Source organism: Pseudomonas sp. W5-36 (genome assembly GCF_046540455.1).
GTDB lineage: Bacteria > Pseudomonadota > Gammaproteobacteria > Pseudomonadales > Pseudomonadaceae > Aquipseudomonas > Aquipseudomonas graminis_B.
Genome location: NZ_JAXCIQ010000004.1, coordinates 87910 through 111732, shown reverse-complemented (window position 1 = coordinate 111732; position 23823 = coordinate 87910). Strand labels below are relative to the sequence as shown.

Here is a 23823-nt window from a genome sequence, read left to right as displayed (position 1 = left end):
CATTCGAGCATCGGTCCGCGTTTACTGGAACGTTTTAATTTTGCACGCCTCTTATTGCGTGTCGATTGAGGAAACACCCATAACATGACTACCCATATCCAGACTCAAAACGCTATTCGTACACTGACCAACGCTTTTGCTCCAATGAACTGCCTGATCATGGCAGCACGCAAAGGCTGCTTCAGCTTCACCATCGTCAACGAGCACGGTATCGCCCGCCACAGCGAGCGTTTGTACCCGGATCAATACTCCAGCGACGCTCCGCTGCAGGCTGTGATCGACCGTACGCGTCAGGCCCTGGTTGCCTGATATGGCTGCCTGACACCGTTGCCTGATACCGTCCGTCGGTTAATATCGCTGCATCGACAAGGCCTCACCCGATAACGGTGGGGCTTTTTTGTGTCTGTTTTACTTACATAAAAAGCGACAGCTGCAGTAATGAATGCCGGTCAACGTGGTGACGCAGCACGGGAACTGACCGTAAAACAGACCTTTACACCGCAAATATCACACTACACTTCAAGTCAGCGGCTCCGGTCGCTGCCGGTGGGCCCACTCCATCCCTGCTGCCAAGCGCCAGGGCCTGCCGACTCATCAACTCCCCGAGGGTGTTATGGGAATCGCCGCCAGTGAACTGTGTCGCTATGTCATCCGCCCGACACTCGTCTACCTCGGCCGACACAATCGAGCGGCCGAATCCCTGCTGCTGGGCGTCGCCGCCAGCCAGTCCGCGTTAGGCGCCGAGCTGGACAACCCACGCGGCCACGGGCTTTACAGCATCGCCGACACCCAGCACCGCCAGTTGTGGGATCACTACCTCGCCCGCGATCCGGACCTTGCCAGCCTGGTTCGAGGCCTGGCCAGCCAGCACGCGTTTCTCACCGGCCCCGATCTGGAACTGACCGTCAACCTGCGCTACTCGACCGCCATCGCCTGGTTGATGGTCGAAGCGAGCCATATGTCGCTGCCGGATGCCGATGATTCGCTGGCCATGGCGCGGATGTGGCGCGAGGTATTTCAACCTGGCGGTCAGCTTCAGGATTTCACCGCGGCCTGGCAAACATGGGTCAGCCCCCTGTTTCAGTCCTCGCCAGCCATTTCGTGACCGAGTGGTATTCAACGAAGAAGCGGCGAACTTTCAGGATTGTCCTACAAGAACCGCTCTAAATAGGCTGATTCGGGCTATGGCGCGGGGGCGGAAATATTGGTAATTTCCGCGCGGTGATCAACAAGGAGTTCTAACAATGAAAAAAACAATGATCAAATCCAGCCTCAGTCTCGCCATCACTCTTGCCTCCACCCAGATTTTTGCATCCGGCTTTGCCCTGAATGAGCAAAGCATCAGCGGCATGGGGACCGGTTTTGCGGGCCGTACCTCTTCTGTCGATGACGCCAGCATCGTGTACGGCAACCCGGCCGGCATGTCGCGCCTCAAGCGCGCTCAGGCGACCGTGGGGGTCGCCGCAATCGATGCCTCCACCGACATTACCGACACCAGCGGCCGCAGCACCGGCTCGAACAAAGGCGACATGGTGCCTTTCATCGCCGTACCGATGGGTTTCTACGTGAACCCGGTCGACGAGCACTGGGCGTTCGGCTTCGGTGTCTACGCGCCATTCGGCCTGGTCACCGACTATGAAGACAACTTCCAGGGCCGCAACTTCGGCAGCAAGAGCATCGTCAAGGTCGTGACCTTCCAGCCGACCGTCAGCTACGCCTTCAACGACAAGGTATCGATCGGTTTCGGCCCGACCATCAACCGTATTTCCGGCGCGCTGGAATCGGCACTCAATGTCAGCCCACTGCTGGGTGCCCGCACCGGCGACGGCCGCGTGCAGGTCAAGGGCGATGACGTTGGTTACGGCTTCAACGCCGGTATCCTGGTGCAAGCCACCGATACCACCAGCGTTGGCCTGACCTACCACTCCAAAGTGACCTACAAGCTTGAAGGCCACACCGAAGTGACCCCGGGTGCAGGCGTGCCTTCGGCCATCCTGCCGGGCGGTCGCTATGACGCCAAGCTGAACATCGATACACCGGAAACCGTCGACTTCTCCGTCACTCAGAAAATGAACGACGCCTGGAAGCTGTACGCCGGTGCAACGTGGACGCGTTGGAGCCGTCTGGAAGACATCACTGTTCAAAACTCCGGCATTACGCCGGTGTCTCGTCGCGACGCTACTCAGTCTCTGGTCGGCACCATCAAGGAAGAGCAGAACTGGCACGACACCTGGGCCTACGCCGTGGGTACGTCGTATCAATTGAACAAGCAGTGGGTGCTGCGTACCGGTCTGTCGTTCGACCAGTCGCCGACCAACAACGAAAACCGCTCGCCGCGCATCCCGACGGGCGATCGCACGATCTTCAGTCTGGGCGCCGGTTACAGCCCGACCGACGACATCACCATCGATGTGGCTTACTCCTACTTGCAGGAAGAGAAGGTCAAGGTTGCCGACGCGAACGCGCTGGGCCAAAGCTACAACGCCAAGTACGACAACAGCGCCAACGGTTTCGGCGTGGGCATGACATACCGCTTCTGATGCAGTGGGCGGGACAGGCCGATCACCTGTCCGCCCTATAGAAAACCCCGCAGCCAGCGATGGATGCGGGGTTTTTCGTTGTGGCCCGTCTGCTTTGCGTCAGCGCGTTTTTAGGGTTTGGAAGCGATAGCCTTCTCGATGGCTGAAATCAGCTCGGGATCGTCCGGTGCGGTCTTGCTGGAGAAGCTGGCAACCACGTTGCCTTTGCGGTCGACCACGTATTTATAGAAGTTCCAGCTTGGCGCGCTGCTCTGCCTGGCAAGCACCTTGAACAGGTTGATGGCGTCGGCGCCACGCACCGGCTGCGGCTCGGTCATGGTGAAGGTCACGCCGTAGTTCACGTAGCAGACCTTGGCGGTTTCGTTAGCGTCTTTGGATTCCTGCAGAAAGTCATCAGAAGGCACGCCGAGGACTTCCAGCCCCTCGCTTTTGAAGCGCTGATTGAGGGCTTCAAGGCCTTTGAACTGCGGCGCGAAGCCACAGAAGCTTGCGGTGTTGACCACCAGCATCGGCTTTCCGGCGAACTGTTTGCAGAGGTCGATCTCCTGTTTCGCCCGCAGCTTGGGCAGCTCGCCCTGCAGCAGTGGCGGGCAATCGGCGGCCGCGGCGGCGCCACTGAGGGCAAGCAGAAGCAAAGGCGCGTGAATCCAGCGAAGGGCCATGGTGACGTCTATTCAAGAGCGGGCAGGAAAGGTGGAGCTGTCGCTACGCTACTCCGCCGCGCGATGTATGCCTAGCGCGCCACAGAAACGTGGCTATTAGCTGGCTTTTCGGTCGCCATGAACGCCCGCTGGATCGCCTGGGGCGGTTCGCCGAAGTTGCGCAGAAACGCCTGGCGCATCCTTTCCCGATCGCCGAAGCCGGTTTCCCGGGCCACCACCTCAATGGGATGCCGGCTGGTTTCCATCATTGCCCGCGCGACTTCCACCCGCAGGCATTCGATGGCTTTGGCCGGGGTCTGGCCGGTTTCCTCGCGGAACACCCGACTGAACTGGCGGGGGCTCAAGCGGGCAATGGCCGCCAGCGCGTCTATTGAAAGATCGCTTTTGAGGTTCTCGCGGGCATAGGCCAGCGCCAGTTGCACGCGGTCGGACTTGGGGTCCAGTTCCAGCAGCGTCGACAACTGGGAATGCTCGCTGCCGCGCCGCTGATAAATCACCAGCTTGCGCGCGACCTGCCGGGCGATGTCGGCGCCGAGGTCGTTCTCGACCATCGCCAGTGCGAGATCAAGCCCGGCGCTCATGCCCGCGCCGGTCCAGATCTGGCCGTCCACGGTGAACAGTTTGTCGTCCTCGACACGAACGTTCGGGTAGCGCTTGCGAAACTCCGGGGCGTGAATCCAGTGCATGGTCGCGCGCTTGCCATCGAGCAGGCCCGCTTCGGCCAGCACAAACCCGCCCGTGCACAGCGACGCCACGCGACGCGATTGAGCCGACGCGGTGCGCACGAACTCAAGCAGGCTGGGGGTGGGCAATTGCAGGTCCATGTAGCCGCTGACAATGATGGTGTCGTAACCGTCGGGCTGCAATGGCGTGGTGTTGACCGAGAAGCCTTCGGACGACATGACCGCCCCGCCGCTTTCGGACACCAGATGAAAGGAATACGCCGCCTCGCCCTGCATCAGGTTCGCGCAGGTCAGCACGGAACCGACCGACAGACTGAGGGACTGAAATTGCGGGTACACCACCAGCGCAACGCTATGCATGACACCTCTCCGGTTGGTCCGGAACACCATGGATAAATCTTCGATTAGCTAGCGTAGCGGGTTTGTAGGAGCGTGGCTTGTCCCGCGATCTGGCGCGCAGCGGCAGCAAGTCTGCTTACGGACTGTCTGGCACACCGCCGCGCAGGATTTTGCTGCCGGTTCCCGGCAGATCGCGGGACAAGCCACGCTCCTACTCCTACTCCTACTCCTACTCCTACTCCTACTCCGCACGCCGCACGCCGGCGGCAGGACACTGCATCAATCCCACATCAGCGCCAACGTCACCAGCACCAGGGTTTCGAGCAGTTCAAGCATCGCGCCGGCGGTGTCGCCGGTGCTGCCGCCCAGACGTTGCATCATCACCCGGCGCAGCCAGAAGAAACCGCCCGTGGAAACGACCAGCACCCACGCCGCCGCGCCGCCACCGATGAGCACGCAGACCACCGCCACCGCTGCCAGCACCTGCACCCCGACCTTGCGCGGCAGATGATCGGCCAGCGCCTGGCCCAGCCCGCCGGCGCGCACATATGGCGTGTTCAGAAACAGTGCCAGCATCGCCGCGCGGCCTATCACCGGCGCCAGCAGCAGGCCAATGCCCGTGTGCGCTTCAATCAACGCCAGCACAGCGCTGAATTTCAACAGTAACACCACCACCAGCGTCACCACCGCAATCGGGCCGCTGCGCGGGTCTTTCATAATGAGCAGCGTGCGGTCGCGGTCGCCAAACCCGCCGAGCCAGGCGTCCGCGCTGTCGGCCAGGCCGTCCAGGTGCAGCCCTCCACTGAGCATCACCCACGCCGCCAGCAGCAGGGCGGCATGCAACAGGGTCGGCGCGCCGTCGAGCAGGTGATTCAGCACCATCAACAGCACGCCGAACAGCAACCCCACCAGCGGGTAGAACAGCAGAGAACGCCCCGATTCCTGGGGCGTCGGCATGCCCGGCAGGCGAATCGGCAGACTGCTGAGGAACTGCAAGGCGATCCAGAACGGCAGCATTTAAACCTCCGTCAACTCACCGTCGGCCTGGACATCGAGGCCGAACATACAGCCGTGTGCCACCGTGACCTGCAGCAATTGCTCACGGGGCAGACCGCGGGCGCGGGCCAACAGCAGACGCATCACCCCGCCATGGCTGATCAGCAGAATGCGCTGTCCGTCATACGCCCGCTGCACCCGCTCAACGGCAGCCAACACGCGAGTGGCAAACGCCTCAACCGGCTCACCGTTGGGTGGCGTAAACCCGTACGGATCCTCCCAGAAGCGGCCCAACCCGGCAGCATCGGTTTCCATCAACTGCGCGGGGCTCTGCCCTTCCCAGTCACCGAAATGCAGTTCCTGAAGACCGGCTTCCAACTCCACGGGCAAGCCCAGTCGCTCGGCCAGCTCGTCGGCGAAGCGGGCGCAGCGTTGCAGCGGCGAGCTGACGATGCGGTCCCAGGGGCCACGATCAATCACCGCCGCGCGCATCTGCTGCCAGCCGGTGTCGGTCAGCGCATCGTCAATACTGCCGCGCAGGCCGCCGCCGAATTCGGTTTCGCCGTGGCGCAACAGGTCAAGATGCAAGGTCATGCCGGGCGGTCTGCCACGGCGGCTTCAGCGAAGGTCGCCATGCCGTTATGCAGCTCACAGGCCAGACGCAACAACGGCACCGCGAGCGCCGCGCCACTGCCTTCGCCCAGACGCAATCCCAGGTCCAGCAACGGCTCGGCCTGCAGCGCGTCCAGCACCAGACGATGGCCCGGCTCGGCGCCCCGATGGCCGAAAAACAGCCACTCCCGGCACGACGGATTGATGCGCACCGCCACCAGCGCCGCCACGGAACAGATAAAGCCATCGACCAACACGACGATGCCCTCCTGCGCACAGGCCAGGTAGGCGCCGACCAGCGCCGCCACTTCAAACCCCCCGAGGGCGCGCAGACTGGCCAGGGCGTCACCGACGGCGTCGGCGTGCAGCCGCAGGGCCCCCTCGATCACTTGGGCCTTGTGGCTCACGCCCTCGGCATCCAGACCGGTGCCGGGGCCGACCAGCAAGGTGGCCGGACAATCGAGCAGCGCGCAGGCCAGCGCGCTGGCGACGGTGGTGTTGCCGATGCCCATTTCGCCGCCGATGAACAGCTGAGTACCTGCGGCCTTGGCGCGCAACACGCTGTCGCGACCGCCTTCGAGGGCGGCGTGCAGTTGCGCCTCCGCCATCGCCGGGCCGTGGGCAAAATTTGCGGTGCCCGGGCCAAGATTGAGGTGGCGCACACCCGGCAGGTCCAGCGGCGCAACCGTGCCCAGATCGACCACGTCCAGCTGCGCGGACAGTTGCCGGGCCAGCACGCTGATGGCCGCGCCGCCCATGATGAAGTTGTGCAGCATCTGCCCGGTCACTGCCTGCGGGTACGCCGAAACCCCTTCCGCGACTACGCCGTGGTCACCAGCAAAAATCGCGATCCAGACCTCATCGACCTTCGGCTTCGGACGACCCTGCAGGCCGGCCAGTTGCACCGCGACGTGTTCCAGACGGCCCAGTGAGCCGGTCGGTTTGGTCAGTTGCTGCTGCCGGGCCATCGCGTCGTCGCGGCTGGCGTGATCGACGTCTCGGGCAGGCGCGAGCCACCAGGCGTTACTCATAGTGCAGGTCCTTTCAGGGTCATGGGCAGTCCGGCGACGGTAAACACCACGCGATGGCAGCGTTCTGCCAGCGCCTGATGCAGCCAGCCGGCTTCATCGACATAACGACGGGTCAGCTCACCGAGGGGCACGACGCCGAGCCCGGTTTCGTTGCTGACAAAAATGATCTCGCCCGGCCATTCCGCCAGGCCATCGAGCAAGGCTTCACGCTCTTGAGCCAGGCGCTGCGGATCGTCGAGCATCAGCAGATTGGTCAGCCACAGGGTCAGGCAATCCACCAAGAGGCAGCGGCCCTCCCCGGCGTTTTCCCGGAGCACGCGGGCCAGCTCGACGGGTTCCTCGATCAGCCCCCATTCAGCTGGCCGACGCTCGCGGTGCAAGGCGACGCGCTGGTTCATTTCGCCGTCGAGGGGCTGACTGGTGGCGATATAGATGACGTCGAGGCCGCTGTCGCTGGCGAGTTTTTCAGCCAGCCGACTTTTGCCGGAACGCGCACCGCCGAGGATCAATTGCAGCATCAGGGTTGCTCCAGGCCGCAGAGCTCACGCAGCAGTGTGCCGTCCAGGTGAGTTTCGACCAGATCGGCGAGGCGTTCGATGTCGCGCTCGCGCAAAGCGTGGTAATCGACCGACTGCACATTCTGCAGCCCGGCCCATCGCAGCAAGGCGCTGCTCGACGCCGGGTTCTCGAACAGACCGTGCAGGTAGGTGCCGAGCACTTGGCCGTCAGGGCTGCACGCGCCATCGCAGCGGCCGTCGGCGAGCTGGACCAGTGGACGTTCCAGCGCCGGGCCGGTGGTCACGCCCGCATGAATCTCGTAGCCGATGACGTCGGCGTCTTCGAGGGTCAGGCGACCGCTGACGTTGCGCAGTTGCTTCTCTTCTTCCAGCACCGTGCTCAGGGCCAACAGCCCCAGGCCCGGGCTTGACCCGGCAGCGCCTTCGAGCCCCAGCGGGTCATGCAACTGCTCGCCGAGCATTTGCAGGCCACCACAGATGCCCAGCACGTTGCCGCCGTAACGCAGGTGGCGGTTGATGGCGGTGTCCCAGCCATTGGCGCGCAGATACTCGAGATCGCTGCGAACGCTTTTCGAGCCGGGCAGGATGATCAGGTCAGCACCAGGAATCGTCTGCCCCGGCCCGACGAATTGCAGATTGACCTGGGGGTGCAGGCGCAGCGGGTCGAAGTCGGTGTGGTTACTGATGCGGGGCAACACCGGCACGATGACGTTGAGCACCTGCTCGGCCTTGTCGGCCTGACGCTGGTCGAGGCCGTCTTCGGCTTCCAGGTGCAGGTCCATCACGTAGGGCAGCACGCCGACCACTGGTTTGCCGGTGCGCTGTTCGAGCCAGTCGAGGCCGGGCTGAAGCAGCGCGATGTCGCCACGAAAGCGATTGATGATGAAGCCTTTGACCCGCGCCTGTTCGCTGGGCGACAGCAATTCCAGGGTGCCGACCAGATGGGCAAACACCCCGCCGCGATTGATGTCCGCCACCAACAGCACCGGGCAATCCACCGCTTCGGCAAAGCCCATGTTGGCGATGTCGCCGGCACGCAGGTTGATCTCTGCCGGCGACCCGGCACCTTCGACCATCACCACCGGCCAGCCTTCGCTGAGGCGACGATGGGAGGCGAGTACGGCCTGCATGGCGATGGCTTTGTAGTCGTGGTAGGCGACGGCGTTCATGGTGGTCACGGCGCGACCGTGGATGATCACTTGCGCGCCGGTGTCGCTGTTGGGTTTGAGCAGCACCGGGTTCATGTCGGTGTGGGGTTCGAGGCCGCAGGCCTGGGCTTGCACGGCCTGGGCGCGGCCGATCTCGCCGCCGTCGGCGGTCACTGCGCTGTTCAGCGCCATGTTCTGCGGCTTGAACGGCACGGTGCGCACGCCCTGACGGGTCAGCCAGCGGCACAGCGCCGTCACCAGCGTGCTTTTGCCGGCGTCGGAGGTGGTGCCCTGAACCATCAGGGTTTTGCCGAGGGTCATAGCCGCTCCCGGGAGAATTCGCTCAGCGCCTGCTCAAGACGCTGCCAGTCCGCTTCTTCGCGCGGCAGGCCGAAACGCAGGCTGCTGTTGTGGGTGAAGATGCGCAGGAGGATGCCCCGCTGTGCGCAGAATTCGTAAAGCGCTTCCGCCAGCGGCGTGATCAACCACTGGAACAGCGCGCAACCGCCCTTGGGCGCGAAGCCGTGGCGATTGAGCACGTCCACCAGACGCTGGCTGGCCTGCTCGGTGCGCTGACGCTGGCGTTGATGGCCGGCGACATCGTTGAGACAGGCCTGACCGATGATCCGCGTCGGCCCGCTGACCGACCATGGCCCGATCTGCCGCGCCATGACTTTCAGAAAGCGCGGCTCCGCCAGCACAAAACCCAGGCGCACACCGGCCAGGCCGAAAAACTTGCCGAACGAGCGCAGCACGATCAGGCCCGCGCGCTGGGTGTACGCCGCCAGGCTCAACTCCGGCGTGTTGTCCATGAACGCTTCGTCCACCACCAGCCAGGCGCCGCGCTGGGACAGACGCGCGTGCCATTCCAGCAGGCGTTCGGGCGGCAGGCTCAGGCCGGTGGGGTTATTCGGGTTGACCACGACGAGCACATCGAGGGTGTCGATGAACCGCTCCACTTCGTGCTCCAGCACTTCGCGCACCAGAAAACCGGTGTTGCGCCAGGCCTCGGCGTGCTCGGCGTAGCACGGCGACAGCACGCCCACCTTGCCCGCCTGACGCAGACGCGGCAGCGCCTGGATCGCCGCTTGGGAACCGGCCACCGGCAGCACGTCCGTGGCGCCGTAGTAGCGACGGGCAGCGATTTCCAGGCCGTCATCGGTTTCCGGCAAACGCGCCCATGCTGCTTCGGGGATCGCAGGGATCGGCCACGACCACGGCGAAATCCCGCTGGACAGGTCGAGCCAGTCCGCCTCATCAATGCCGTATTTCAGGACTGCGCCACGCAATCGGCCGCCATGTTCAAGCATAAAATTCTGTCCCCAGACACAAGATCAGCAACCACAGCCACACGCCGCGCTGCACCAGTTGCCAACCGCGATCAATAGAGTCGGCGTCCGCTGGGACGCCTTCACCCAGGGTCGCACGCTCATGCAGTTCGCCGTGATAAATCGCCGGACCACCCAGTTCGACGCCCAACGCACCGGCACCGGCCGCCATCACCGGGCCTGCGTTCGGGCTGTCCCACTTCGGGGCCTGGGTGCGCCAGCAACGCAGGGCCAGTCGGGTGTTGCCCAGCAGCGCGTAGGTCAACGCCACCAAGCGCGCGGGAATGTAGTTAAGCAGGTCGTCGATTTTCGCCGCCGCCCAGCCGAAGCGTTCGAAGCGCTCGTTGCGATAGCCCCACATGGCGTCGAGGGTGTTGCTCAGGCGGTAGAGCACGACGCCCGGAGCGCCCAGCACGACGAACCAGAAAATCGCCGCAAACACTGCGTCGCTGCCATTCTCGAGTACCGATTCCGTGGCCGCACGGGCCACTTCAGTGCTGTCCAGCTCGGAGGTCTGGCGACTGACCAGGTAACCGACCCGGCGGCGCGCCTCGTCCAGATTGTCGCTGCGCAACGCCTGGGCAACCGGCTCGACGTGCTCGCCCAGACTGCGCAGGCCCAACGCGCAGTAAAGCGCCAGTACGTCCACCAGCCAGCCAACGAACGGCAGCCAGCTGAGTAACGTGGCGATCAGGGTCAGCGGAATGACGGCGATGAACCATGCGCTCACGCCATGGCTGCGCCAGCCCCGGCCGGCGACGTTCAGGCGCTGTTCGATACGTTCGGCGAAACGGCCGAACGCCACCAGCGGGTGGTTCCGTTTTGGCTCGCCGAGCAGCGCGTCCAGCGCGACTCCGGCGACGCTCAATAACGCCACACTCATGCAATCACTCCCCATGTGTTCTCGTAGACCAGCTCTTGCAACGCGCGCGGCTGCGCCCAGCCTTCCATCACCAGCATCGGCGCCGGGTAGAATTCCTTCACAGGGCCCAGGCACAAAATCGCCAGGGGTTTCGAACCGGCTGGCATCTGCAGCAGATCGGCCAGGGCCTGGGGGTCGAACAGCGATACCCAGCCCATGCCGAGGCCTTCGGCACGCGCCGCCAGCCAGAGGTTTTGAATGGCGCACGACAGCGACGCCATGTCCATCTCCGGCAGGGTGCGGCGGCCGAAGATATGTTTGTCGCGGTCATCCATCAACGCGGCGACCAACACTTCGGCGCAATCGCTGATGCCCTCGACTTTCAGCTTCATGAAATCGTCAGACCGCTCGCCCAAAGCTTCAGCGGTGCGAACGCGCTCCTCCTCCACCTGCGCCTGAATCTGCGCGCGCAAGGCCGGGTCGGTGATGCGCAGAAAGCGCCACGGCTGCATCAGGCCAACGCTCGGTGCGTGGTGCGCGGCTTCGAGCAGACGGGCCAGCAACTCCGGCGCGACCGTGCCACCGCAGAAGTGGCGCATGTCGCGACGCTCGGCGATGGCGCGGTATACGGCGGCGCGTTCGGGGTCGGTGAACGTGTGGTCAGTCATGCAAGCGAGCTCATGGCAAAAACAGCGCCGCCATCGCCTGGGGATTCGAGGGGAAGTAGAAGTGCACGTACGACGCAGTCATGCGCCCTTCCCGGTACACCGCTTCGGCACCGCGCCCGCCATTGGGGCTGAGGCCGCGGGCGATGGGGGTCAGCTCGGTGCTGGTCAGGGAGTGGTGATAGGTGTGGCCACGCAGCGTGCCTTCCGGCAGCTCGACCGATTGCAGGGCCAGGGCTGCCAGACGCTTCTGCATCACGGCTTCACCCTTGAGCAAGCCCACCCCTTCGGCGCGCTGGCCGTCGACATCGGTCAAGGCATTGAGCAGGTACAACATGCCGCCGCATTCGGCGAGCAGGGGTTTGCCGGCGGCGTGGTGCGCACGAATCGCGGCGAGCATGCTGTGGTTTTCGGCCAGCGCCGTGTGATGCAATTCCGGGTAGCCGCCCGGCAGATACAGGCTGTCGGCGTCGGGTAATTCCCGGTCGCGGAGCGGCGAGAAGAACGACAGTTCGGCGCCCATCTCCCGTAGCAGGTCAAGGCTGGCACCATAGAAAAATGCGAACGCCTCGTCGTGGGCGATGGCGATTTTCACGCCGGCCAGCAGCGGTTCGGCGGGATCGAAGTCAGGCGCGGTGAAGGTCACGGCCGGCGGCAACGTGGCGTCGCAGGTGCTGGCCAGCGCGTTGGCAGCAGTGTCGAGGCGCATGTCCAGGTCATTCAGTTCACTGGCCTGAACCAGGCCGAGGTGCCGGCTGGGCAGCTCAATGCCGGTTTCACGGGACAGCGCGCCGTACCAGCGCAGGCCTTCGGTCAGGCTGCCTTCCAGCAACTGCGCGTGGCGCACGGTGCCGACGCGATTGGCCAGCACGCCGGCAAACGGCAGATCCGGCTGATACCGCGCCAGTCCCAGCGCCAGTGCGCCGAAGGTCTGGGCCATGGCCGTGCCGTCGATTACCCCGAGCACCGGCACGCCAAAACGCCGGGCCAGGTCCGCGCTGGACGGGGTGCCGTCGAACAAGCCCATGACGCCTTCGATGAGGATCAGGTCGGCCTCCGCGGCGGCTTCCCACAACAGGCGCCGACTTTCGTCCTCGCCGATCATCCACATGTCCAGCTGGTACACCGGATGGCCGCTGGCGCGCTCGAGGATCATCGGGTCGAGAAAGTCCGGCCCGCATTTGAACACGCGCACCTTGCGGCCCTGATTGCGATGCAAGCGGGCCAGTGCGGCGGTGACGGTGGTTTTGCCCTGACCGGACGCAGGGGCGGCGATCAATACTGCCGGGCAGTGCCGCGGTGGGCGCTCACTCACAGCTCGATGCCTTTCTGCGCCTTGATGCCGGACTGAAAGGCATGCTTGACCACGCCGATTTCGGACACGGTATCGGACAGGTCGATCAATTCCTGCTTCGCCCCGCGACCGGTGACGATCACGTGCTGCATCGGCGGACGTGCCTGCAAATCGCTCAGCACCTGCTCCAGGTCCAGATAGCCGTGCTTGAGGGCGATGTTCAGCTCATCGAGCACGACCATGCCGATGGAGGCGTCCTTGAGCATTTCACGGGTCACGGCCCAGGCGGATTCGGCGGCGGCAATGTCACGCTGGCGGTCCTGGGTTTCCCAGGTGAAGCCCTCGCCCATCACGTGGTAACGCACTTGTTCAGGGAAGCGGCGGAAGAACAGCTCTTCGCCGGTGCTGTGCCGGCCTTTAATGAACTGCACGACGCCGCACTGCATGCCGTGGCCCATGGCGCGGGCAAGCATGCCGAACGCCGAGCTGCTCTTGCCTTTGCCGTTACCGGTCAGGACCAGCAGCAACCCGCATTCATTGGGCGCGCTGGAAATGCGCTCGTCCATCACCGCCTTTTTGCGCAGCATGCGCGCCAGGTGGCGTTCGTCACGTTCGGGGGATTCGCTCATCTCAGCTCTCCGCTTGAGGGCAAGTGTGGCAAACGGAGGGCACAGGCAAAGACTGTCAGCAGGCACTGGGCAAAACCCGGCCTGCAGCAGAGCATCGCCCTCCGTGATGCTGTTCGATGGATCAGGCCGGTCTCCGGACTCACGAGTTGCCACAACCGTGGCAGGCCAGGCGCCTTCCCATGTTCAGCGAACACAGTGGCATTGTGCGTGGCTTTGACTCATCTACCGTTGCGGAGGCAGCGCCGGAATTGATCACACGAGCAATCGCACCGGCTTCCCTGTTTCACCCTGCGGACCTGACGGGTCCCGGGCACCTGAAACATGGCGCGAAGGTTAGAGGGTTGACTCGGGAGCGTCAATCGAACCGTAGGCAGACCGCCTCCGGCTAAACGGGATTTCACCCTGAAAGGCATACGTGCTCACCCAGCAACAGCGGATGAGCATAGTGCTCAGGAAGTCGCTATTGCCTGGCCAGGTTCGATGGCTGGATGACGCGCTTGGCATTCAGCCAGGCCTTTTGCCAATACGGCTTGTCGAGACTGTCGAGTTTGACCGTGCCGCCAGTGGCCGGCGCGTGGACGAACCGCCCTTCCCCGACGTAGATGCCGGCGTGACTGACGTGGGAGCCGCCACTGGTGGCGAAGAACACCAGATCACCGGTCTGCAACTGACTGCGATCGATGTCAGGCCCGCGCAGGGTGATCATTTCCCGCGTCGACCGAGGCAGGGTGATGCCCGCGGCGTCGTGGTAGACGTAGCCGATCAGGCCACTGCAATCGAAACCCGAATCAGGCGTGTTGCCGCCCCAGCGATAGGGCGTGCCGACAAGGCCGATCGCGCGCAACAGGACGTCGTCGGCAAGCGGTGAAGAAAACTGGGGGGGAGCGGACACCACAGGCCGGTAGACGACCTTGCGTGGAGCGGGCGGTGGCGTGCTGGAACATCCGGCCAGCAGCACAGCCAGGGAGGCGACGATCAGGCGAACCGTTAACGACATAAACACGACAACCTGTGCGGGGTGCAGCTTACTTTGCCGAGAGCCGGGATTGCGCGCAAGAGGGTCAGGCCCTTTGCGCGCCCGGAATTAACGGTGCTGGCGCTTGATTGTAGTCGAGGTCATCGCGGTGGTAGTTGCAGGTACCGTTGACGATGCCGTTACAGGTGCCATTGCCAGCGCGCGTTTGGCTTCGATGAACGTCTTGGCCCAGTAGGCATCGTCGAGGCTGTCGACACGGACTCCGCCACTGCGACGACTGCTGGAGTGGATGAACTGATCATCGCCCAGGTAGATGCCGGCATGGCTGACACGGCCGCGGCCGGCGGTGCTGAAGAACAGCAGATCGCCTGGCTTGAGGTCATTGCGCTTGATGAGGGGGGCATCGATATTGATCATTTCGCGGGAAGAACGCGGCAGGCTCATGCCCGCCTCTTCACGGAACAGATAACCGATGAAACCGCTGCAGTCGAAACCGGAGGTGGTCGACGTACCGCCGAAGCGATAGCGAGTGCCTATCAAGGATTTGCCGCGTTCGAGGATGCTGTCAGCCAGAACCGGCAGGCGGTAAGGCTTGTTGTCGGCAAATTGAGCGAGTTCATCTTCGGTAGCGACTTCGTCATCCAGTACGGAGGATGCGTAATCAGCACGCTTGCTGGCGGATTGAGCGGTGGCAGAGTCCCGGAATTGGGGGCTTTGCGACTGTTGTTGCGACGTCGGCATCTGGGCCGCGCAGCCGAACAACAGCGTGACGAGTGCGAGAGGCACGAGGGGTGCGAAGCGGTTTAGCATGTGCACGACCGTGGCTGAAGTGTAAAGAAGCCAAGACTATGCCTTCAATCGTACCCATTTGCAAATTCAATCGAAACAAATGTGACTTACGATGTCGTCCATCACTTCTAAGGCTCTACACCTCAGAAACGCATCCATGTGCGCGGAATGATCGGTCGGAGAAGGGTTTATCTCGGCAGTAAAGCCGCCCGTCACCCGAGCGCGCAGCATGGGCTCATGAATGTACGGGAAGCTGGCAGTGGTTCCGATGCTGAGCACAGCGTCAAAACCTTTTGCCATCTCCTCCTGAAGCACATTCAATGCCAACTCCGGCAACATCTCCTGAAACAACACCACCGATGGCCTCAAAACGCCACTACAGCGGGGGCACAGCGGTGGCAGTGGTCGACTGAGGTGCTCGCTTGACTGCGGATCTACGGCGCCACAAGATTGACAGTACAGCGGCGCCAGCTGTCCGTGGATCTCGATCAGCCGCTCTGACGGACTGCCCGCCGCCCTGTGATAGCCGTCGACGTTTTGCGTCAATACCCAGCACTCCGGCTTGCGCCGCTGCAATTCAGCGATGGCGTAGTGCGCCGCATTGGGACGTCCGCCCAGGCAAGCGCTGCTCAATTGTGCGATGTACTTCCAGCACAGCGTGGGATCACGCCGCAACATCGGGCCGGACAAGGCCATTTCGATGGGCAGGCCGTCGTCGGTCTCGCCGTTGTACAAGCCACCGACGCCGCGATAGGTCGGCAACCCTGAATCCGCCGACAGGCCGGCACCGGTAATGATCAAAATCCGCGTGGCGTGGCGCAAGGCTGCTGCGGTTTGCAGGACCAGGGCCGGATCGACCACGGACTCGCTTACCAACCGAGGGTTTCTTTCAAGAAGGGAATGGTCAGCTTGCGCTGGGCCTGCAGCGATGCCTGATCGAGTTGCTCAAGCAAGTCGAACAGCGCGCTCATGCTGCGCTTGCCGCGGGTGAGGATGAAATGCCCCACCTCATCGGTGAGGTGCAGGCCCCGACGGGACGCGCGCAGTTGCAGAGCGCGGAGTTTTTCTTCGTCGGACAAGAGGCGCATCTGGAACACCAGCGCCATGGTCAGCCGGGATTTCAGGTCCGCCAGTTTGACCGGCAGCTCACGGGGCGAGCATGAAGCGGCGATGAGCAAGCGTCGGCCGCTGTCGCGCAGGCGGTTGAACAGGTGGAACAACGCTTCTTCCCACTCGGGTTTGCCGACCACCGCTTGCAGGTCGTCGAGGCACACCAATTCGTATTGCTCCAGATGATCGAACAGGCCGACGCCTTGATCGAGAAGTTCGGCCATCGGCAGGTAAACCGCCGGCTCGCCCATCTGTTCGAAGCGCAGGCAGGCAGCCTGCAACAGATGCGTGCGCCCTACCCCGTTCTTGCCCCACAGATAGATGAGGCTTTCTGTCCAGCCGGCCTCGGCTTCGCACAGCCGCTCGACATAGCCGAGTGCAGCGGCATTGGCGCCTGGATAGTAATTGATGAAGGTGGCGTCATCACGCAGACGCACACTCAGGGGCAGCTGAACTGGTTTCATGCTGGCTGAACGGTTCGTGACGAACCGCCAAGGGGCCTCTGTGAAAAGTGTGCAAAGTCTATACCCGCAGGGCTGGCCGCACAATGCGGCAGACCGCCAGCAAAATCAAAGGCTTGCGCAGGTCACTGGTATGACAGGGGATTACGGGACAATGCCGTGGAGGAAAGAGACGCGCGGTGAACACCGCGCGCCTTCACGAATCCTGATTCGCGGGAATCAGAGATCCAGGTCGTCCAGACCGCCGTAAATGTCCGAATCCTTGTACAGGTCATGAACATGGCGCACCAGGACCATGATCACCGCCGCCACCGGCAACGCCAGCAGGATACCGGTGAATCCGAACAGCTCGCCGCCCGCCAGAATCGCGAAGATCACCGCCACCGGGTGCAGGCCGATGCGGTCACCCACCAGCAGCGGCGTCAGCACCATGCCTTCCAGCGCCTGACCGACCATGAACACCGCGACGATGCCCAGCATCGGGTACAGGTCGCCGCCGAACTGGAAGAAACCGGCCAGAATCGCCGAGCCGATGCCGATGACGAAGCCCATGTACGGCACGATGGCCGCCAGACCGGCAATGACACCAATCAACAGCCCCAGCTCCAGCCCGACCAGCATCAGGCCGGCGGCGTAAATCACGCCCAGCGCGACCATCACCAGCAACTGGCCACGGATGAACGCACCCAGGACTTCATGGCATTCATCCGCCAGTGCGACGATTTTCTTCTCGCGATGACGCGGCAGCAGGCTGCGCACCTTCGCCATCATCACGTCCCAGTCACGCAGCAGATAGAAACAGACCACCGGGATCAGCACCAGATTGGTCAGCCAGCCGATGAGCGCCAGGGTCGAGGTGGTGGCCTGGGACAGGACGATGCCGACGATGTCGCCGGTCTGACCCATGTGCTCCGAGATCGCCGCCTTGACCTTGTCGAACTTCCAGAACCCTTCTGCCAGCCCCAGTTTGGCCTGCGCCCACGGCATCGCGGTGTGCTGCAGCCAGTCGAGAATCTGCGGCGCCAGTTCGTACAGGCGATAAAGCTGCTTGGCCAGCATCGGCACCAGCACCAACAGCAGGCCCATGAAGATCAGGGTGAACAACAGAAACACCGTCACCACACTCATGGTGCGCGACAGCTTCAGTTTTTCCAGCCGGTCTGCCAGCGGATCGCCCATGTACGCCAGCAGCAGCGCCACCAGGAACGGGGTCAGAATCGAATGCAGCAGCCAGACGAACAAACAGACCAGGACAACCCCGCCCAGCCAGAACCAACGACGCGTATCAGTCATTACTGCCTCTTTCCCCAGGATGATGTGCTTCGTGCAACGTCGTTATGAACCTGTTCACCAACGGAAGTGCAATGCGCTGTCGGAAACAGCGGGCGGCTGCGGTGCCGCTGGCGTGCCGTCCGCGGAAACCGGCGCGGGATTGGCCGCAGAACTGTCCGGCGCACTGGCGATTTCACCGGCCGGCACTTCCTGCAGTTTCGCCAGCGCCAACTGGGAACGCAACTGATCGGGGCTGCCGCTGACATCGAAGGCGATACGGTCACCCTCGGCTGATTTCAGACGGCCACCGAAGGGTTCGAGCAGGTGCAACAGCTGCGCGTAACGCTCAAGATTCATGCCCTGTACGTCCAGCACCATGCCCGTCGAAGCGCCCGGTTTGACCACAAAGCGTGGCGCCAGACGCTGGCTCACCGCCAACAGCACCGCGTCGGCCAGTTCCGCCGAGCTGGCGCCGCTGGCACTGCCCTGCTCCATCTTGTCGCCCAGCCACAGGTGCCATTTGCCCTGCCACTGGCCGCCATTCTCCTGCGCGTGAACCGCCAGAATCGCATCCGAACCGTAGCGCTCGGAAGCCTCTTTGAGCGGGCCGACGTTGTTGCCGTCGAGGGTCTTGGCGTTGCCGATACCCTGCTCGCCCAGGTCCGCGAGTGGCAGACGCAGCGGCAGACCGCGATGCTGAGCCGCGCGGCGCAACGGCTCGGCAGAGGATTGGCCGTCGCCGACCAGGTTGGCGCCGTCAGTCGCGTCGTTCAACCACCAGGCCATGATCACCGGACGGTTGGAGCCCCACAACGACAGCCCGGCCTGCCGCAGCACGCGCTCGGTGCTCGACGGGTCGAAGTCGACCTGGAGGGTTTCCGGCGGGCCGGCGTCATAACCATACTGGCTGATGATTTGTTGAGGGTCCTTGCGCACGTCGGCAAGGCCGCCGTTCTGCACGGCCTTGGGGTCGCCGGTCAAGCGGATGACCAGGGTTTCCAGCGCGGCCTGGGTGGCGCGGGTTTTCTCGTCAGGGGTCTGGCCGCTGACGGGCTCGCGCACCTGATAAAGAGTGTTCACCGTCTCGGCGAGCGCCGGCAGACTCATCAATGAGAGGCACCCTGCGAACAGGCAGTTTTTTAGGCGCATGAATGAAGGTGGACGCATGAAAGATTCCCGCTGGGTAAAAAGGCAACGCTATAAATAGCTGCATAAAGACGAATGACCCGACTCTGACCGCAGACGCGTCCGAATCGCTCACTCAGGCGCCAACGTTACACCGGATCCCTCTGTCGACGAACGGGTGCGGCGGGATAAACCGGGTTATTTTTTCTTCACCGTTGTCCTGCCCGTCGGCCCAAGGATGGCCGCTTGCGCCCAACCCTGATAAAATCGCGCGCCTTCGCAGACCGGCGATGACACGGCCCCCGCGTCGTTGCCACTCGGTCGTTACCCCGAATCCCCCCCTTAAAGGCCTGGATCATGAGCAAGCAACCCTCCCTGAGCTACAAAGACGCCGGTGTTGACATCGACGCCGGTGAAGCGCTGGTCGAACGCATCAAGAGCGTCGCCAAGCGCACAAAGCGCCCGGAAGTGATGGGCGGGCTCGGGGGCTTCGGCGCTCTGTGCGAAATCCCGGCCGGCTACAAGCAGCCTGTTCTGGTGAGCGGCACCGACGGTGTCGGCACCAAGCTGCGCCTGGCACTGAATCTGAACAAACACGACACCATCGGCATCGACCTGGTCGCCATGTGCGTCAACGATCTGGTGGTCTGCGGCGCTGAACCGCTGTTCTTCCTCGACTACTACGCCACCGGCAAACTCAACGTCGACACCGCGGCTCAAGTGGTGACCGGCATAGGCGCGGGCTGCGAACTGGCTGGTTGCTCGCTGGTCGGCGGCGAGACCGCTGAAATGCCCGGCATGTACGAAGGCGAAGACTACGACCTGGCCGGCTTCTGCGTCGGTGTCGTGGAGAAAGCTGACATCATCGACGGCTCGAAGGTGGCCGCCGGCGACGCACTGATCGCCCTGCCGTCTTCCGGTCCGCACTCCAACGGCTACTCGCTGATCCGCAAGATCATCGACGTGTCGGGTGCCGATATCGACACCATCCAGCTCGACGGCAAGCCGCTCACCGACCTGCTGATGGCGCCAACCCGCATTTACGTCAAGCAGCTGCTCAAGCTGATCAAAGACACCGGCGCGGTGAAAGCCATGGCCCACATCACCGGTGGCGGCCTGCTGGACAACATCCCGCGCGTGCTGCCAGAAGGCGCTCAGGCCATCGTCGACGTGGCCAGCTGGACCCGTCCGGCGGTCTTCGACTGGCTGCAGGAAAAAGGCAACGTCGATGAGCATGAAATGCACCGCGTGCTGAACTGCGGCGTCGGCATGGTCATCTGCGTGGCCCAGGAACACGTCGAAGTCTCGCTGAATGCCCTGCGTGAAGCCGGTGAGCAGCCGTGGGTTATCGGCCAGATCGGCACCGCTGCCGAAGGCGCTGCACAAGTCGAGCTGAAGAACGTCAAGGCTCATTAATGCCTGACATGCCCCAACCCTGTGATGTGGTGGTGCTGCTGTCCGGCACTGGCGGTAACCTGCAGGCAATGATCGACAGCTTTCAGGACAGCGCGAGCCCTGCGCGCATCCGTGCGGTGATTTCCAACCGCGCCGATGCCTTCGGGCTTGAGCGGGCCGCCCGTGCGGGAATCGACACCCGCGTGCTCGATCACACCGGCTACGAAGGTCGCGAGGCCTTCGATGCGGCGCTGATCGAGGCCATCGATTCGTTTCAGCCGTCGCTGGTGGTGCTCGCCGGATTCATGCGCATCCTCACGCCCGGGTTCGTCCGCCACTACCATGGCCGCCTGCTGAACATTCACCCTTCCCTGCTTCCGCGGTATAAAGGCCTGCACACCCATCAACGGGTGCTGGAGGCCGGCGATGCCGACCATGGCTGCAGCGTGCACTTTGTCACCGAGGAACTCGATGGGGGGCCTCTGGTCGTACAGGCAGTTGTTTCTGTAGAGTTGCACGACACGCCCGCCACGCTGGCACAGAGGGTACACGCCCAGGAACACTTGATTTATCCCCTGGCCATTCGCTGGTTCGCCGAAGGACGATTGACCCTCGACGAACACGGCGCCTCACTGGACGGCCAGCCCTTAGGGCCCAGCGGCCACTTGATCCGACATTAGGAGATATTATGCGTCGCGCTTTGCTCTTCGCTTTCGCTCTGTTCGCACTTCCCGCAGTCAACGCGGCAGACCTTCAACCTTTTTCCGCCAGCTACACCGCTGACTGGAAACAGCTGCCCATGAGCGGTGGCAGCGCCACCCGCAGCCTCGAGAAGAACGCCAACGGCACCTGGACCCTGAATTTCAAGGCATCGATGATGATCGCCAGCCTGACCGAAGTCAGCACGATCAAAGTCGACAAGGATCAACTGCTGCCGCAGACCTACCACTTCGAACGTGGCGGCCTGGGCAAGAGCAAAACGGTCGATCTGGTATTCGACTGGCCCACCAAATTCATCACCGGTTCGGACCGTGGCGACGCGGTGAAAATCCCGCTGAATGCCGGTGTCCTCGACAAGTCCACTTACCAGCTCGCGCTGCAGCATGACGTAGCGGCGGGCAAAAAGAGCATGTCGTACCAGGTCGTCGACGGTGACGAAATCGACACCTATGACTTCCGCGTGCTCGGCACTGAAAAGGTCGAGACCAAAGTCGGTTCGGTCGACGCCATCAAGGTCGAACGCGTGCGTGACCCGACGCAGAACAAGCGCATCACCGTGATGTGGTTCGCCAAGGACTACGACTACCTGCTGGTTCGCCTGCAACAGGTTGAAACCGACGGCAAGGAATACAACATCATGCTGCAGGACGGCACGGTGAACGGTAAGTCGGTCAAGGGCAGTTAATTCAGCCAGCTGATTCACGCCCTGCATCGAGCGTAATACGAAAAACCCCGCCTTCATGGCGGGTTTTTTTTTGGCGTCGATCAGTGATTCGGGCCTACATGAAACATTCTTCATGGCCTTCAACCGAGTGTGACAAAACGCCGCACACCCTTCAAATACAAGCATTTAGCGCACTGTTACGGATTTGGTAAATAACTGTTGCCGGATGCGCGCGTTTACTTGGTCGGCCGCCGAAAACTATAAAGAAGGCCTGCGACGTCCTGCCGCAGATTTCCAAAAGTCAGGAGTTTGCACTATGACCGTAACTGTTACTGAACGCGACGACGCCCACATCTCCCACGAAAGCATCGCCGATGGCATCCAGATCTGGGATGTACGCCAACAAGACCAGCTGGTAGGGATGTTTCATTACGAATCGGACGCACAGCGTTACGCAGCAGAGCTTGCCGAGCAAGAAGCAAAGCTTGAGGCCAGTCATTCGTAATTTCGGAATCGCAGCAAAACAAAACCCGCCACGTGGCGGGTTTTGTTGTTTTAGCTGAGTGAGCGACGGGCGCTTACCACATCAGGTCATCCGGGATCTTATACGCAGCGTACGGATCGTCGCCATCCGGCTCTTCGGTCGGCGCGCTGAGCATGACGATACGGCGCGGATCGCGCTCCTGCACCTTGAGGGCGGCTTCGCGGGGGATCACCTCGTAGCTGCCGCCGTGGTGCACGATGGCCAGCGAGCCGTTGCTCAGTTTGCTGCGCATCAGGGCGTTGACGGACAGGCGCTTGACCTTCTTGTCATCGACGAAGTTGTAGTAGTCCTCGGTGGTCAGCTTCGGCAGGCGCGTGGCTTCGATCAGTTGCTTGACCTGTGCCGCACGGGCTTTCTGCTCGATTTTTTCCTGCTGCTGACGATTCAATTCCTGGTCACGTTTGGCTTTCTCGGCCATCGCTTCCTGGGCAGCGCGCTGGCTGGTGTCGTCCGCCACCGCCTGGCCCTTGTGCACCAGACGTTGCTCCTTCTGCTTGCTCTTGCTGGCCTGCTTCGCCTGTTTTTCATTGACCAGTCCGGCTTTCAGCAACTGGTCACGAAGGGAAATACCCGCCATCTGTCTTCTCTCTCTAAATAGTCAACTCAACCGCAGTTGGGCGTGATCTTTTCCTGACGCTTGGCTTCGCCCCAGAGCGCATCCATCTCTTCGAGGCTGCAATCTTCGATGGGGCGCCGGGTGTCGCGCAAGGCCTGTTCGATAAATCTGAAGCGCCGCTCGAATTTGGCATTGGCGGCGCGCAGGGCATTTTCCGGATCAACCTTGAGGTGGCGGGCCAGATTGACGGCGGCAAACAGCAGATCGCCGACTTCTTCGGTGATCCCCGCGCTGTCGTTGTCAGCCATGGCTTCGAGGACTTCGTCGAGCTCCTCACGGACGTTATCGACCACCGGCAAGGCGTCCGGCCAATCGAACCCGACCTGGGACGCGCGCTTCTGCAGCTTCGCCGCCCGCGACAGCGCCGGCAATACGCCCGGCACATCGTCCAGCAGGGACAGCTGCTCGGGTGCACTGGCCTTCTCGGCGCGTTCCTCGGCTTTGATCTGTTCCCAGCGGTGCTTGACCTGGTCTTCGCTGAGACGCGGGGTTTCCAGCGGCGCGTACAGATCGCCGGTCGGGAACACGTGGGGATGACGGCGAATCAGTTTGCGGGTGATACCGTCCACCACGCCATCGAACTCGAAGCGCCCTTCTTCCCGCGCCAGTTGGCAGTAGTACACCACTTGAAACAGCAGATCGCCCAGCTCACCGCGCAGGTCATCGAAATCGCCGCGCTCAATGGCGTCGGCCACTTCGTAGGCTTCTTCGAGGGTGTGCGGCACGATGCTCGCGTAATGCTGCTTCACGTCCCACGGACAACCGAATTGCGGATCGCGCAGACGGGCCATGAGCGTGAGCAGGTCTTGGAGGCTATACATGAGGGATCCCTTTGGTCACAGCT

27 protein-coding genes and 1 riboswitch are annotated in these 23823 nt (G+C 62.8%); of the genes, 7 read left to right on the top strand and 20 right to left on the bottom strand.

Going from position 1 to position 23823, the window contains the following annotated elements:
• Positions 1 to 84 precede the first annotated feature (84 nt).
• The 3 genes from SLW74_RS08825 (at position 85) to SLW74_RS08815 (ending at position 2540) form a co-directional block, all read left to right on the top strand.
• Positions 85 to 309, top strand: a complete 225-nt coding sequence (locus tag SLW74_RS08825; RefSeq protein ID WP_065992924.1) for a hypothetical protein — start codon at positions 85 to 87, stop codon at positions 307 to 309.
• Positions 310 to 613: 304 nt separating this feature from the next.
• Positions 614 to 1105 (top strand): hypothetical protein, encoded by a 492-nt coding sequence (locus tag SLW74_RS08820; RefSeq protein ID WP_192133835.1) that lies wholly within the window; start codon positions 614 to 616, stop codon positions 1103 to 1105.
• Between the two features lie 139 nt (positions 1106 to 1244).
• Complete coding sequence (locus SLW74_RS08815; protein ID WP_065992919.1) at positions 1245 to 2540, top strand: OmpP1/FadL family transporter; 1296 nt, start codon at positions 1245 to 1247, stop codon at positions 2538 to 2540.
• 110 nt (positions 2541 to 2650) lie between these two features.
• Here SLW74_RS08815 and SLW74_RS08810 read toward each other — a convergent pair whose 3' ends face one another.
• The 18 genes from SLW74_RS08810 to SLW74_RS08725 form a co-directional block, all read right to left on the bottom strand.
• Entirely contained in the window at positions 2651 to 3202 is a 552-nt protein-coding gene (locus tag SLW74_RS08810; RefSeq protein ID WP_065992916.1) for a glutathione peroxidase, read from the bottom strand.
• 71 nt (positions 3203 to 3273) lie between these two features.
• On the bottom strand, positions 3274 to 4245 hold the full coding sequence (locus SLW74_RS08805) for a GlxA family transcriptional regulator (protein ID WP_192133837.1): 972 nt from the start codon (positions 4243 to 4245) through the stop codon (positions 3274 to 3276).
• A gap of 258 nt (positions 4246 to 4503) precedes the next feature.
• Positions 4504 to 5241: an adenosylcobinamide-GDP ribazoletransferase gene (locus SLW74_RS08800; RefSeq protein WP_410928645.1), complete on the bottom strand. Its 738-nt coding sequence runs from the start codon at positions 5239 to 5241 to the stop codon at positions 4504 to 4506.
• A complete protein-coding gene (gene cobC, locus SLW74_RS08795) occupies positions 5242 to 5814 on the bottom strand; it encodes an alpha-ribazole phosphatase family protein (RefSeq protein ID WP_192133842.1) in 573 nt (190 codons plus the stop codon).
• The gene (cobT, locus tag SLW74_RS08790; protein WP_410928644.1) at positions 5811 to 6863 is read right to left on the bottom strand and encodes a nicotinate-nucleotide--dimethylbenzimidazole phosphoribosyltransferase; all 1053 of its coding nucleotides are present in this window, start codon (positions 6861 to 6863) and stop codon (positions 5811 to 5813) included. Before cobT ends, cobC begins: the two co-directional genes overlap by 4 nt.
• The gene (gene cobU / locus SLW74_RS08785) at positions 6860 to 7381 is read right to left on the bottom strand and encodes a bifunctional adenosylcobinamide kinase/adenosylcobinamide-phosphate guanylyltransferase (protein WP_065992905.1); all 522 of its coding nucleotides are present in this window, start codon (positions 7379 to 7381) and stop codon (positions 6860 to 6862) included. The genes cobT and cobU overlap by 4 nt, the downstream gene beginning before the upstream one ends.
• Positions 7381 to 8850 (bottom strand): cobyric acid synthase, encoded by a 1470-nt coding sequence (locus tag SLW74_RS08780; protein ID WP_410928643.1) that lies wholly within the window; start codon positions 8848 to 8850, stop codon positions 7381 to 7383. Before SLW74_RS08780 ends, cobU begins: the two co-directional genes overlap by 1 nt.
• Positions 8847 to 9839 (bottom strand): threonine-phosphate decarboxylase CobD, encoded by a 993-nt coding sequence (gene cobD / locus SLW74_RS08775; RefSeq protein ID WP_410928642.1) that lies wholly within the window; start codon positions 9837 to 9839, stop codon positions 8847 to 8849. The genes SLW74_RS08780 and cobD overlap by 4 nt, the downstream gene beginning before the upstream one ends.
• Positions 9832 to 10740: an adenosylcobinamide-phosphate synthase CbiB gene (gene cbiB / locus SLW74_RS08770; protein WP_296310169.1), complete on the bottom strand. Its 909-nt coding sequence runs from the start codon at positions 10738 to 10740 to the stop codon at positions 9832 to 9834. Before cbiB ends, cobD begins: the two co-directional genes overlap by 8 nt.
• Positions 10737 to 11387 carry a 5,6-dimethylbenzimidazole synthase gene (bluB, locus tag SLW74_RS08765; RefSeq protein ID WP_192133851.1) on the bottom strand — a complete coding sequence of 217 codons (651 nt, stop codon included), beginning with the start codon at positions 11385 to 11387 and terminating at the stop codon, positions 10737 to 10739. The genes cbiB and bluB overlap by 4 nt, the downstream gene beginning before the upstream one ends.
• Positions 11388 to 11397: 10 nt before the next feature.
• Positions 11398 to 12699 (bottom strand): cobyrinate a,c-diamide synthase, encoded by a 1302-nt coding sequence (locus SLW74_RS08760; protein ID WP_410928641.1) that lies wholly within the window; start codon positions 12697 to 12699, stop codon positions 11398 to 11400.
• On the bottom strand, positions 12696 to 13307 hold the full coding sequence (gene cobO, locus SLW74_RS08755; protein ID WP_192133855.1) for a cob(I)yrinic acid a,c-diamide adenosyltransferase: 612 nt from the start codon (positions 13305 to 13307) through the stop codon (positions 12696 to 12698). Before cobO ends, SLW74_RS08760 begins: the two co-directional genes overlap by 4 nt.
• A gap of 106 nt (positions 13308 to 13413) precedes the next feature.
• Positions 13414 to 13640, bottom strand: a riboswitch (cobalamin riboswitch).
• 127 nt (positions 13641 to 13767) lie between these two features.
• A complete protein-coding gene (locus SLW74_RS08750; RefSeq protein ID WP_410928640.1) occupies positions 13768 to 14304 on the bottom strand; it encodes a C40 family peptidase in 537 nt (178 codons plus the stop codon).
• Positions 14305 to 14391: 87 nt separating this feature from the next.
• Positions 14392 to 15093 (bottom strand): C40 family peptidase, encoded by a 702-nt coding sequence (locus tag SLW74_RS08745; RefSeq protein ID WP_065992890.1) that lies wholly within the window; start codon positions 15091 to 15093, stop codon positions 14392 to 14394.
• Between the two features lie 66 nt (positions 15094 to 15159).
• On the bottom strand, positions 15160 to 15933 hold the full coding sequence (locus tag SLW74_RS08740) for an NAD-dependent deacylase (RefSeq protein ID WP_410928639.1): 774 nt from the start codon (positions 15931 to 15933) through the stop codon (positions 15160 to 15162).
• Between the two features lie 8 nt (positions 15934 to 15941).
• On the bottom strand, positions 15942 to 16646 hold the full coding sequence (gene hda, locus SLW74_RS08735) for a DnaA regulatory inactivator Hda (RefSeq protein WP_037011979.1): 705 nt from the start codon (positions 16644 to 16646) through the stop codon (positions 15942 to 15944).
• A 216-nt stretch (positions 16647 to 16862) separates the two neighbouring features.
• On the bottom strand, positions 16863 to 17936 hold the full coding sequence (locus tag SLW74_RS08730; RefSeq protein ID WP_065992883.1) for an AI-2E family transporter: 1074 nt from the start codon (positions 17934 to 17936) through the stop codon (positions 16863 to 16865).
• Positions 17937 to 17990: 54 nt separating this feature from the next.
• Positions 17991 to 19064, bottom strand: a complete 1074-nt coding sequence (locus tag SLW74_RS08725; protein WP_410928810.1) for a DUF2066 domain-containing protein — start codon at positions 19062 to 19064, stop codon at positions 17991 to 17993.
• 333 nt (positions 19065 to 19397) lie between these two features.
• Here SLW74_RS08725 and purM point away from each other — a divergent pair, with 333 nt between their 5' ends.
• The 4 genes from purM (at position 19398) to SLW74_RS08705 (ending at position 22324) form a co-directional block, all read left to right on the top strand.
• Positions 19398 to 20456, top strand: a complete 1059-nt coding sequence (gene purM, locus SLW74_RS08720; RefSeq protein WP_192133858.1) for a phosphoribosylformylglycinamidine cyclo-ligase — start codon at positions 19398 to 19400, stop codon at positions 20454 to 20456.
• 8 nt (positions 20457 to 20464) lie between these two features.
• Positions 20465 to 21115, top strand: a complete 651-nt coding sequence (gene purN, locus SLW74_RS08715; protein WP_296307256.1) for a phosphoribosylglycinamide formyltransferase — start codon at positions 20465 to 20467, stop codon at positions 21113 to 21115.
• Between the two features lie 8 nt (positions 21116 to 21123).
• A complete protein-coding gene (locus SLW74_RS08710; RefSeq protein ID WP_065992876.1) occupies positions 21124 to 21840 on the top strand; it encodes a DUF3108 domain-containing protein in 717 nt (238 codons plus the stop codon).
• 295 nt (positions 21841 to 22135) lie between these two features.
• Positions 22136 to 22324 (top strand): hypothetical protein, encoded by a 189-nt coding sequence (locus SLW74_RS08705; RefSeq protein ID WP_065992874.1) that lies wholly within the window; start codon positions 22136 to 22138, stop codon positions 22322 to 22324.
• A gap of 73 nt (positions 22325 to 22397) precedes the next feature.
• Here SLW74_RS08705 and SLW74_RS08700 read toward each other — a convergent pair whose 3' ends face one another.
• Entirely contained in the window at positions 22398 to 22940 is a 543-nt protein-coding gene (locus SLW74_RS08700) for a DUF2058 domain-containing protein (RefSeq protein WP_065992872.1), read from the bottom strand.
• A gap of 26 nt (positions 22941 to 22966) precedes the next feature.
• Complete coding sequence (gene mazG, locus SLW74_RS08695; protein ID WP_410928638.1) at positions 22967 to 23800, bottom strand: nucleoside triphosphate pyrophosphohydrolase; 834 nt, start codon at positions 23798 to 23800, stop codon at positions 22967 to 22969.
• Between the last annotated feature and the right edge of the window lie 23 nt (positions 23801 to 23823).